Annotated in this window: 8 protein-coding genes and 4 pseudogenes; 5 read left to right on the top strand and 7 right to left on the bottom strand. The window is 50.4% G+C overall.

The genetic code is table 11. From position 1 onward, the window contains the following. Positions 1-473: 473 nt before the first annotated feature. Positions 474-764: an ATP-binding protein gene (locus V6590_RS20480; RefSeq protein WP_434063298.1), complete on the bottom strand. Its 291-nt coding sequence runs from the start codon at positions 762-764 to the stop codon at positions 474-476. Between V6590_RS20480 and V6590_RS20925 the strand changes: the two genes are divergently transcribed. Then, positions 688-855, top strand: a complete 168-nt coding sequence (locus tag V6590_RS20925) for an integrase core domain-containing protein (protein WP_434063299.1) — start codon at positions 688-690, stop codon at positions 853-855. The two genes, V6590_RS20480 and V6590_RS20925, sit on opposite strands and share 77 nt — an antisense overlap. A gap of 133 nt (positions 856-988) precedes the next feature. Here V6590_RS20925 and V6590_RS20475 read toward each other — a convergent pair whose 3' ends face one another. The 3 genes and pseudogenes from V6590_RS20475 to V6590_RS20465 all read right to left on the bottom strand — a co-directional run bounded on the left by V6590_RS20475 (position 989) and on the right by V6590_RS20465 (position 3,464). Continuing rightward, positions 989-2,566: a hypothetical protein gene (locus V6590_RS20475; protein ID WP_335425568.1), complete on the bottom strand. Its 1,578-nt coding sequence runs from the start codon at positions 2,564-2,566 to the stop codon at positions 989-991. A gap of 250 nt (positions 2,567-2,816) precedes the next feature. Next, positions 2,817-3,336 (bottom strand): annotated as a pseudogene (locus tag V6590_RS20470) (transposase); the annotation flags it as partial. Further along, a complete protein-coding gene (locus tag V6590_RS20465; RefSeq protein ID WP_335425566.1) occupies positions 3,309-3,464 on the bottom strand; it encodes a hypothetical protein in 156 nt (51 codons plus the stop codon). The gene V6590_RS20465 and the pseudogene V6590_RS20470, both read right to left, overlap by 28 nt. 19 nt (positions 3,465-3,483) lie before the next feature. On the opposite strand from V6590_RS20465, the gene V6590_RS20460 reads away from it, so the two are divergent. The 3 genes and pseudogenes from V6590_RS20460 to V6590_RS20450 all read left to right on the top strand — a co-directional run bounded on the left by V6590_RS20460 (position 3,484) and on the right by V6590_RS20450 (position 4,702). Further along, positions 3,484-3,681, top strand: coding sequence for a hypothetical protein (locus tag V6590_RS20460; protein ID WP_335425565.1), 198 nt, complete (start codon positions 3,484-3,486; stop codon positions 3,679-3,681). A 12-nt stretch (positions 3,682-3,693) separates the two neighbouring features. After that, positions 3,694-3,873: pseudogene (locus tag V6590_RS20455) on the top strand (integrase core domain-containing protein); the annotation flags it as partial. 514 nt (positions 3,874-4,387) lie between these two features. Continuing rightward, on the top strand, positions 4,388-4,702 hold the full coding sequence (locus V6590_RS20450) for a hypothetical protein (protein WP_335425564.1): 315 nt from the start codon (positions 4,388-4,390) through the stop codon (positions 4,700-4,702). Positions 4,703-5,265: 563 nt separating this feature from the next. On the opposite strand, the pseudogene V6590_RS20445 reads toward V6590_RS20450, so the two are convergent. After that, a pseudogene (locus V6590_RS20445) lies at positions 5,266-5,580 on the bottom strand (IS5/IS1182 family transposase); the annotation flags it as partial. Continuing rightward, positions 5,555-5,659: pseudogene (locus V6590_RS20990) on the bottom strand (IS110 family transposase); the annotation flags it as partial. The pseudogenes V6590_RS20445 and V6590_RS20990, both read right to left, overlap by 26 nt. A gap of 452 nt (positions 5,660-6,111) precedes the next feature. Here V6590_RS20990 and V6590_RS20440 point away from each other — a divergent pair. Continuing rightward, positions 6,112-7,326 carry a calcium-binding protein gene (locus V6590_RS20440; RefSeq protein WP_335425563.1) on the top strand — a complete coding sequence of 405 codons (1,215 nt, stop codon included), beginning with the start codon at positions 6,112-6,114 and terminating at the stop codon, positions 7,324-7,326. A gap of 364 nt (positions 7,327-7,690) precedes the next feature. Here the strand turns inward: V6590_RS20440 and V6590_RS20435 are convergent, their stop codons facing one another. Next, entirely contained in the window at positions 7,691-10,315 is a 2,625-nt protein-coding gene (locus V6590_RS20435) for a calcium-binding protein (RefSeq protein ID WP_335425562.1), read from the bottom strand. Between the last annotated feature and the right edge of the window lie 354 nt (positions 10,316-10,669).

Here is a 10,669-nt window from a genome sequence, read left to right as displayed (position 1 = left end):
CAACCCAAACCGATCAGCAGGTGCAGGCCGTAGCTTAACTCAGCAGGAAATCTGTCCAAGAGTTGGGGAGTAGCTCAGACTGACGCCGACCTTTTTCGCCAAGGCCTCCGCACTTTCTTCGCGGCAATAAAGGCCCACCACTGCAGCCTGCTTCACGGTAGCGGAATGATCACCTCGTCCACGGGCCCCGCCCGAGACCGTCTTGGTCTCAGGAAACGCAGCGCGCACCCATGCAGTCAGCATCGCTCGACCGGGATAACCTAACGCACGCATCGTCCATGAGATGCAGCGCCCATTGCTGGCGTAGTGCTCCAGTGCAACCTGCTTTTGAGCGTCCGAGAATTTGGGCGGTCGCGGGGCTGACCCTATCGGTAAATCCTGAATGCGCTCGTATTCGCGATACCAGTGTAAATGCTGGATCAAATTTCCCCGGAAGTGCTGGCGCAAAATTCCCCACCTCGCGGGTTTGGCGATCAGCCGTGCATGTGATGGGCGCCTCCGTTTTTCGGTGGCCGACCGCGACGTTTGGGCGGCGGTGGCGGTGTGATGGTGGCGTGTGAGCGGGTGTGCTCGGGGATCAGGTCGGCGTGGTGGCGCAGCCGATAGCTGGCGCCCTCGATCTGGACCACGACGGCGTGGTGCAGCAGTCGGTCGAGCAGCGCGGTGGCGACGACCGGATCGCCGAAGATCTCGCCCCATTCCGCGAAGCCCCTGGAAGGTGGGCGCCTGGCGCCGCTTACTATCCAACACGCAAGTCGTGCCATCGGCGACTGGATCAGCTTCTACAACCACCGACGCCCTCATCAGGCGCTGGACATGAAAACGCCCGCTGAGGCATTCGCATTGGCGGCTTAACCTGTGCAGATTCCGCTGGGTCATTACATGGCTTGCCTGGATTGTCGCCGCCATTCTGAACGCAGCATGCCACCCGTGTCACCAATATCAGGCGGTCACATCAGCCTGAATGGATTGTTCAGGGCGAACTACTTCACTTATGAGGCATTGAAGGGTTAATGAAGAACGACCATGTGTCTTCAAATCCATCTATGACTATCTGCTTTGCTTTTCTATTGCGATCTAACCTCGTAAATACGTTTGCCGAACACTGAACTCTCAAAAGAAGCTCTACCAAGAACATTCCCGCAGTGTCGTCTAACGCTGACATCTCAAGAAGAAGGGCATTCGTGTTCAAATTCAGGTCTGTGCCTCCCAAATTGAAACGATCAAGGCCGCGAAATTTGCTCTCAACAGCCGGAGTGCTTGAGGCATAAATGGACCAGGGATCGAGCCCCTCTAACGCTCGCTCTCCTTCATAGAGCTTCATCAAGTTTGCATAAAAATATCCCCCCGCACCAATTATTCTCTGCCCTTCAGAAATCCCATGATCAAAGAAAGTTTGCAACACTGAGATCAACCAACGGGTGCTCAGCTCGTTCAATAGCAAAATTCCAGCTTTTTCAAGTATGGTGTGGAAGATATTTTTCGCGTCATCAGACATATTCGTATCTCTGCGGAGATAGCTGATGCACAATGCAAGATTCTTTGAAAGTAGGGATTTTCCTCTAAAATGATATTCGAGAATCATTGATTGGTTCTGTATGCAGCTTCTAGTGACGTCAGGCATGACTACATCACTGGGAAGTGTGCGGAAAAACATCTCCTCGAAGTCTGCGGTTGCTTCAGGCAGAATGTTAGGAACTGATTGTTTTTGAAGTCTCGCCCTGACTCGATTTGTTAGGTGTGGAAATGCAACCGATGCTAGGTGATCTGAGCTGAAACGTGGAGGAGGGAGTGTTGCGAATGAGGTCTTGGGAGACCAATTACTAGAGACAAGCCTTTTTGCAAACCAAGCTGTTTCCTTGAAGGACGAAACTTCGTTAATTCGTTCAAGCTTTCGCAGAACGTCTCTGCTTGGGGAGGTATTAATGGGAGCTTGATGGGAGCGGAAGTCGAAATCTTGAATGCCGCATCTGCCTAAGATTTTCCGTGTTCCATCCTGCAGGTTGTGTGAATATTCGAATGTTAGCAGCTGGCCGCCAAAAACTTTTCTTGCCCTGCTGAGGCAATCTTCCCACGAATGATCTCGCAGATCGGTGCTCATAAAATCTTCGAACTTACTGTAATCGGTCCGGTATCTAATATTTTGATTGTAGCAGCTGCGCAACCAGTCCTGCTCAGGCCGAATAAAAAACAGAAACTCAACTGTATGAGGCTTCATGGCCTCTGCAATCACTCGCATGTTCTTTGTAAGGCGTGGGTATACTTTTCCTCTCTTGGATCTTCCAGGCAACCCCCCTGAGAAGTCTTCTTGACTGATGATAAAAGTATCGTATTCTGAATTGGATACTTGCTCCGAGGTTTTTTTTAACCTATCCAGAGCAATATCATAGTTTTGCGCGGCAATCTCCAAAGATGCTCGATGTGTTTCGGTATCGTGGATAAAATCTACGCCACTATCTCGTAGCTGCGACACTGATTTTTTTAATACATCCTGTATATATGTAGTGCCAGTCTTGTGTGGCCCCATATGTATAACAACTTTTTTCGGTTGAACGGTATGTTTCATTCGCGCCCCGCAGATCTTTTCTTGTCATATAGATTACCAATGTTTCCTAGAAAGATTCAAGTGGAGTAAGTGCCGGTTTGCGCTTGGCGTGAGAAAGGTGATCATCATTTCAATCAAACGATGTTTGTACTGGTCCTTATGGCCATATGTTCTGAGACCCGTTTTTGCTTCGGGTTCCTTCGCGCGCAAGCACCCACATCACCTACAGAAGCTCCAGACGGTCCGCCAGTTTGGCGCGGAACACGAACACGGTATTGGCCCTCTTCAGAACGGCGGTCTGCCCTGCGAGCCACAAAGTCCGGCGCAGGCGAGCGTTGCCATATTTGGAGATCTTGCTTCGGCCGCGGAACATGCCTGACTGAACGGTGGCCAGATCCATGCCGCAGAACCTCAGGAACTGGCGGTGATGTTTGAAACGGCGCATGTCGCCGGTCTCGGCCAAAATGGTCAGGCGTTGATCGGCCCGATGCCTGGGATGGTGTGCAGTGACGTTGATAATCGGGCCGATCGCCTAGCAGTTCGACCGCCCGATCTTCGATGGCATGGCGTTGCCGGATCAGGCTTCTGCCTTCGGCCAGCATCATACGGAACATTCGGATGGCGTCTGATTCCGGCGCGACAGGCAGCCCCGCAGAAGTCTTCGCTGTCTCGTAAATATCTGACAACAAGAGAGACTTCTCCACCTTGCGCCCGACCACCTCCCAAGCAATCTTGATGAAGTCTTCCTTGGACAGCGCCGAAATCATGTGTGAAGAGGGGAACATCTCGATAACGCCAAGATCGTCATGCGCCGCCGGCGCGTCTTGCCCGGCACGGCAATCAGCACCTCGTGCCGGTGTTTGGAAATGTCGATGCCTACCAGAACACGGGCATCAGAAGTATGCTCAACCTTGGTCATAGCGGGTCTCCTCTGTGGTGTGGTTAGCAAAACCACCATAGAGACCCGAGATCCGGTTATGGCCGCCTGCTGCGCAATTTTGGAGGCTGCGCAGGCGGCCATAACCTTAAACGGCGCGTCATTCTCAACATGCTACGGCCTCGTCTTCACCAGCCGCCGCTACACCGCGCTGGTTCGCAGCTACGGCCTGAAGCAAGAGTTCATCACGCCGCACTGACCGCAGCAGAACGGCATGGTCGAACGCGTGATCCGGACGTTGAAGGAACAGTGCATCCATCGCCAACGCTTCGACAGCATTCAGCACGCGACACGCGCTATCGGTGACTGGACCAGCTTCTACAACCACCGCCGCCCGCATCAGGCGCTGGACATGAAAACCCCCGCTGAGGCATTCGCACTAGCGGCTTAACCTGTGCAGATTCCCCTGGGTCGATACACTACCTCCCCCAGTGACGTTACTCAACATCACCTTGGCACATCGCGATGCCGTCGGGAGCGGGTATGCACCACATCACTTCTCAGTGGAAATCAACAACTCTGGTACCATCAATGAGTTGAGTTCCTCCGCATCAGGTCATCCGGCCATAAAGGCTCTGCTTGACGCGGCAGAAGCGATCAGGCTGCCATCTCAGTGCAGCGGAAGCCGTTGTTCAAACGTTCCCTGTGGGATGCTGAAATTGCGTTGCAGCCGCGCGATCAGCCCGTCATAGTAGTAGAAGTACCTTGCTCAGTTTGAACACACTGGTCTAGTACCACGACAACGCTGAACGCTACCATGAACATCATGTGTCGAAATCCATACCGCCAACAGATTCCGCTGCAGATGTTGAATACCTATGGTCGTTTGTTCAAGGCTCGAGCAAGCCGCGAACAGTTAGCTGCAGACTAAGAATTAGAAACAGGCGTAAGTTGCGGATGGTTGCATGACAAAAGAAGTCGAATTGAGCGTAAGCGGCTCAATTGTTAATATTAATCTAGGAGATATTGCACGAGACGTTGATGTGGAAGGGCGCGTCAAAGAGGTTCTCCCACTGCTTGTCAGCTTGCTGCGCGCTGACCGAGCTTGGCTCTCCTTGACTGAGCAGGAGCAAATTTCACGATTTCGTGCCCGTGCCGCCGCAGATTTGGGCGTGCAGGCTGTACTTTCTATAGCATTAGCTCGTGCTAACGTACTTGGTGCAATCATTGATGGTAGCGAGTCAATCGCCGATCACGGATTCCCAGAGTTTTGGGATTGACAAAAGGGAGCATAAAGGTGGCTCTCTCAGAGTGAAGCAACTCTCGTGATGGCGTTTGCGCTCCCTGCGATGGCTCTACAAGAATCTGCTGGCCCCTGCTAATGCATAAGATTTCTGCTATGTGTTACCTCTGGGATTGATTTTTAATCTTCTGACAGGATCTCTTCAATTTTTTTTCTCCAGATGGGATGCAATAGTACATTATCTGGCCAGCAATCAATATTGCAGTCGCGAAGAATTTTTTCTGCACTGGACTGATTTCCATCCAGTATCGAATTTGCTGCAATTGCGATGATGATTCGCTCATCTGTATTTAGCATTGTGAAAGCCCAACATTCTTTCCTGAATTTTCATTATAAGATGATGAGATTAATTTTGCCTTAACAGAGCCCTGTTGCAACGCGATCGACCTGTCGGCCCCGTCACGATGTCGATACGCCCGGCATATCCATGATCATCACTGTGAGAGCTTACGTAAGTTTGTATGCCGCTATCCATCAACGCCTCCGTTGTTACAGCCGTCATCTCGGATAGCATCGAGCCTCAAACAACGAGGGCGATGGCCGGGTGCTTACCTTCATGTGGCTGATTTCGGCCTCGATGGCGCTGCGGCGGCGGAGGTCTGCGATCAGCTTTGGCGTCAGGCGCGCCTTGTGCCGCTGATCAGGACGCGGGTCCTGTCCTCGCCATGGCCGCGATAGCCGCGGTCGACGACGGCCATATCAGGGCGCTGGTCGGTCAGGATTTCCATTTGTTCCAGTGCCGGGCGGAGTGTGTGGCCGTTATAGGGGTTGCCCGGAAAACTGCGCGCCGACCACGAAACCTTCGTCCAAGGTGGTGGTGACGCTGACCTTGCAACCGAACTCGTAACGGAACCGCCTTCCCCGAGGCGTCAGCAACCCGCGCCTGAAACACATTCTTAGCCAGGTCGCGCCCGACCGTGATAATCTCCGCCATGACCGTCCTCCTCTGTGGATCTTTGCAGGCCTACTTTGGAACATCGATACCGTAGGGGCAGTCACATCATCAGAGCCCAAGGAAACCGGCACCACGAACCTAACGCGCGAGTATCGTTATGTAGGGCCGCTCAATCTGTCGCCAGAGCCACTCCTCCTATCTCCCGAAATGCGCAACAAAGTCACCCTATCGTTTCCAGATAAAGTATTGTTGAGGCCGGTTGAAAGTTGTATCAAAAAATTTGGCCAATAAAGTGCTCTAGCGGTTTGCACAGTAGTCTCTGTTGTATTGGATGTAGTGCACACCCATAAATCCCGGAGCAGTTGGCAGTGGCATTAGGGAAACATGTTGTCGACGAGAGGCTCCGATTTACATCTGGAGTTGACTTGTGATTAAAATCCAAGTAATAGGTTGGAAACATGTAGCAAGTTGGCGAGTGGGGCCTTCAGAGAATGACAGATGGTGAAAAGATGCTTCGTGTGCTTGCCGGCGCAAATGATGGCCCGATTTTTTCCAATCGAGACATGAAGCCAAAAGTAAATCTCTCTGAGGGTGGATCAAATTCTGATTTCTACATTAGAGGTTTGCTCGGTCTGGAGCTTGGGGGTGTAATCCAATTCGGCCCCGCCAGAGCTTTCAGATCGACTGACGAATCCGATGTTTTGATAGGTAGCGCAGAGAGCGATACGATAAGGTCACTGGACGGCGATGACCAAGTTTCAGGCTTAGGTGGTGATGATCTTCTTCTCGGCGGGGAAGGCAATGATCAGTTGTTGGGCGGCTCCGGGAATGACAATTTGCTCGGCGGAAAAGACAACGACACTCTGCTAGGCGAGATAGGAAATGACACCCTGCTAGGGGAAGCCGGAAGAGACAGTTTGGTCGGTGGCATCGGAAATGATAGCTTGATTGGCCATGCCGGTAGCGACTCCTTGTTTGGAGGCAGTGGAAACGACACGCTATTGGGCCATTCACAATCTGACAGCTTGTATGGTGGGGCTGGAGACGACTCTCTAGTAGGAGGTTCTTGGGCTGATCGTCTGAACGGTGGAGTAGGTAGTGACATCCTTGTGGGCGGTTCGGGTGGTGATACTTTGCTGGGTAGCTCCGGAGATGACACCCTGTACGGTAATCTTGGGCATGATTTATTGAACGGTGGAGACGGCATAGACAACCTGCTCGGCGGTTTTGGCAATGACACTCTCTTAGGAGGAGCTGAGGCCGATGATATCGATGCTGATGAAGGTAGTGACCGACTGGACGGCGGTACCGGTGACGACAGTTTAAATGGCGGCGATGGAAATGATACGCTACTTGGTCGTGATGGCAATGACAGGATCGAGGGCGGAGATGGAAATGATGTCCTGAGGGGCGGAGAAGGTAGCGACCTAATAATTGGCGGCCTAGGTAATGATCTAATGAATGGGGGGTCCTCAGCAGATCGTTTTGTATTAAACGGAAGATTCAACAACGATGTGATTGAAGATTTTGGCGATGGCGCTGACATTATAGATTTGTCATATTGGGGTATGACCTTTGAGCAGCTTGAAATTCAGGCGGTAAATGGGGGCGAAGACACGTTGATCACAATCGGAATCAACACTCTTCTGCTGGAGGGGGTGGCGGAATCTAGTCTGCGTATTGATATGTTCGATTTTGTCGGGTAGTTCATAGGCATTGCACAAATTCGGAAATGGTTCATCTCATGGATTCGATGTGGTAGCTGGGCCGTATTTTTGGTGCGGTCAATACTCTACCCTATGGTATCCCTTAACCTTGAAAAGAGTCGCCAACCTGCCGGAATTTCTTACATGGAATTGAGCGCAACCTGATCACCCAAGCCGCATAACCGCGGCCTACGCCGGATGGTTACGCCGCGGCTTACGCCGGATGATTAACTCAAACACGTTCTTCGAAAGATCGAGCCCGAATGTAGCAATCTCCGAGGTGAACGTCCTCTTCCTTGGATTATCGCATACCTACCTTGGCACATCGTTGTCAGCGCGGGGCGGTCACATCATCCGATGTCAGCTATAGGAAGAATACCAACTCACCTCCAAGTGCAGTAGTTACCTCTAGAGTGTTACCTGTCTTTGTAACTTCATAGTAGGTACTTGATTTGTCAAATTCCAACTCAACATTGTCAATATATATCGTGTCTTTGCGCAGGTCCCAATTGTGAAATGTGAGCTTCTGACCATTTTTACTCGAAAAGTCTATAACATAGACAAAGTCAGACCCCGAGCCGGTATCTACAGTATGGCTGATGTTTTTTCCCGTGAAGAAAAATCTATCATTTCCGCGCCCTCCGTTCAGATCGGAGTCACCAGACTTAGAAAAGAAATCGTCATCACCGTCCCCTCCGAATACTTTATGGCCATCCCCTGAAATACTCAGCCTATCATCTCCAGATCCGGCGTATGCTATGCCGCGATCTCCCGACAGGTAAAGTGAGTCATTCCCGAATCCGCCATACACGGTATCTGCGCCAGAACCAGAAAGTATGACATCATTGCCATTATGCCCAACAAGTTTGTCATTACCTACACCGCCAATAATCGTATCTGCCCCTCCAAGCCCACGAATTAGATCGTCGCCGCTGCCACCGCTCAGAGTATTGGATTGATTATTCGCTCGGATTGTGTCATCTCCATCCAATCCCTCGATACGTGGGGTAGATGCAGAGAAAATACGCCCGTTTCTATCTAGCGCGCCTGGCGAAATTTTGTCGTCGGCAGTTGTTCCCTTGAAAGTTTTTGCGTCGACAAAATCAAAATCGTCTGAAAACCAGCTTGGAGATAATTTGGATTCTATGTCAAGGATTTTAACCGTAAGGCCTCCTTTCCTTATTATTGCATCAAGTCGATCATCCTGATTGATTTGTGAATAGGTGACATTTTTAATTAGGTCAGACCAATTATCAAAGGCCTGCGCAAGGTCAATCCTGTCGCCGTCATTAAAGTTGAAGTCGAGAATTTCTACATCCCCCCCCCTCAACACAAAGGTATCAGACCCGGCGCCACCCGAAACTTGACTGGTACCTCTTTCCGAAATAATTCGATCACTTCCGGTACCACCGTCGATAACGTTTCTCCCTCCCCAGCCATTAATGGTATCGTTGCCGCCATATCCCTTTATTACATCATCGTGCGCCGTGCCGATTAGATGGTCCGAAATAGGATTGTCCGGATCAGCGGCCATTATTAGACCCTCTGTGCGCGAAACAGTGATTGCTACAAATTCATAGGGCTTAAGGTTTAAAGTCAAAGCCCCATTTTCGACATTGCTCTTTAACTGATTGTGGCTGTAGGTGGTGATTGCACTATGCGCATCTGCATCTATAATTTTCCCATGACCCTTGAGCCACGACACCCCTTGACCGAAGAGCGTCGCGTCGTCCCCCCAGCCTCTCAGTCCCCCAATCTTGAATTTCTCACCCTTGTCAGACCCTGATGCCAACAGGAGGACCGTTTTTCCATCTCCTTCAAGCAAATAGAAATACCCAATGTTCTCGCCATTGGAGTTCTTTATTAGCTGCTCTCGTACAGTCAGCCTGCCATCACCATCCATCTCCATTAAGTGAGTCCCAGGCAGAGTATTCTGCATTATGAAAAACACATGTGCAGTAGGTGTGAGTTTGGTCTCTCCTTGCCAACTGAGTGAAGCGTTGCTATCTCCGAGCGCTATTGTTGTCCAAAAGTTTGCGACTGAAACGCCACTGTCGATCATTTCCATGAAGAGACGACAAAACATACTTAGGCGCTCCAGCCCGGTAATTACACCTGGCCGATCCGCTCTTAGATTCCATTCTGTCGCAACCAGTCGTGGTGAATCTTCACGATCCAGGATCCACCCATCTTTTTCAAGACGTTCTATCCGCGACGTTGGGGTCCAATCATCCAATTGATAGTTTGGGTCCATAGGATCGTCATATCTTTGCGGCTGATAGAAGTGATCTATCAGCCCATCCACTTCGCCCAAGACCTTTTTGCTAAATGCGTTCAGTATTTCGCGGTTGTCAGATATTTGATTGTAATCTATGTCTGAACTGCCCTGCTGCGATGTTTGAATCCATATCTCGAATTTCTTGTTTGTTGGCAGCTCAGATCTGACTTCAGCAATCCATTCTACCATCTTAGCTTGCAGATCTGCGAATTGCGCCGGGCTCCAATTATAACGACTATTGAACCACTCGTTTCCAATTTCCACAGCCATGACGTCAGCTGCGCCAAACTTTCCGCTGAAAAGGTCGCGTATAAAGGATTTTATTTCCCTCTCAGCGGATTCTACTGCAGATCCTGTTCTTTTCGAGAAGTACCTCCATGTCGGCAGGACGATAACTGCTCGAGCGCCTACTTCATTTGAGTATTCCAGAAATGATGACAGTGGTTCGACTTCAATAGTCGTTTGATAGCCCGGCACTATACCGGTCGATGTGGTCGCGTTTGGTGTCGCTAGATTAAAATAGTTTTCTGTTTGCGTGCCCCCTGGATATCTTAGAAGCTGCACGCCAACTTTATCTCTGACTATGTCAAAGTCTGAGCCGATGCTTGCGTCAAACTTATGAAATTCGAATCCAGATCCAAACAGGTCGCCATCTATTTCATTAGAAGCGTCATGCCTGTATTTGCCTGCATCGATATTGATTGCGTTCATTAGAACAAACCCCACCTGCCACAAACCTGTAGAGTGTGGCTCAAAGCAAAAAATTTCAGGGTGTCATTGTGGCTTTTTTGTGGTCGATTGGTATTCTTTAAATTACTTTATATTTAGGAGCGTCTGACCAGCGTGTTCTGCTGCTCCGAGATGGCAACATGCTTTGATGATGTAACTTCCCCCTGACGGCAGCAATGTGCCAAATGGGGGCTGCAAAGAGCAAAGGTTGTGTGCAACCTCTCTCAGATATGGAGCTCCTACTGCCGGGACGCCGAATTGAGCTACTCCCCGAAAATCGGACAGTGACGGAAGCTACGATCTGAAGTCTGCTGATCTCCAAGCACGAGGAGATCA

The sequence above is a fragment of the Gemmobacter denitrificans genome (assembly GCF_036964905.1).
GTDB classification, from domain to species: domain Bacteria; phylum Pseudomonadota; class Alphaproteobacteria; order Rhodobacterales; family Rhodobacteraceae; genus Gemmobacter; species Gemmobacter denitrificans.
The sequence above is the reverse complement of the archived record's forward strand: the minus strand, read 5'-3'. Positions and strand labels throughout refer to the sequence as shown.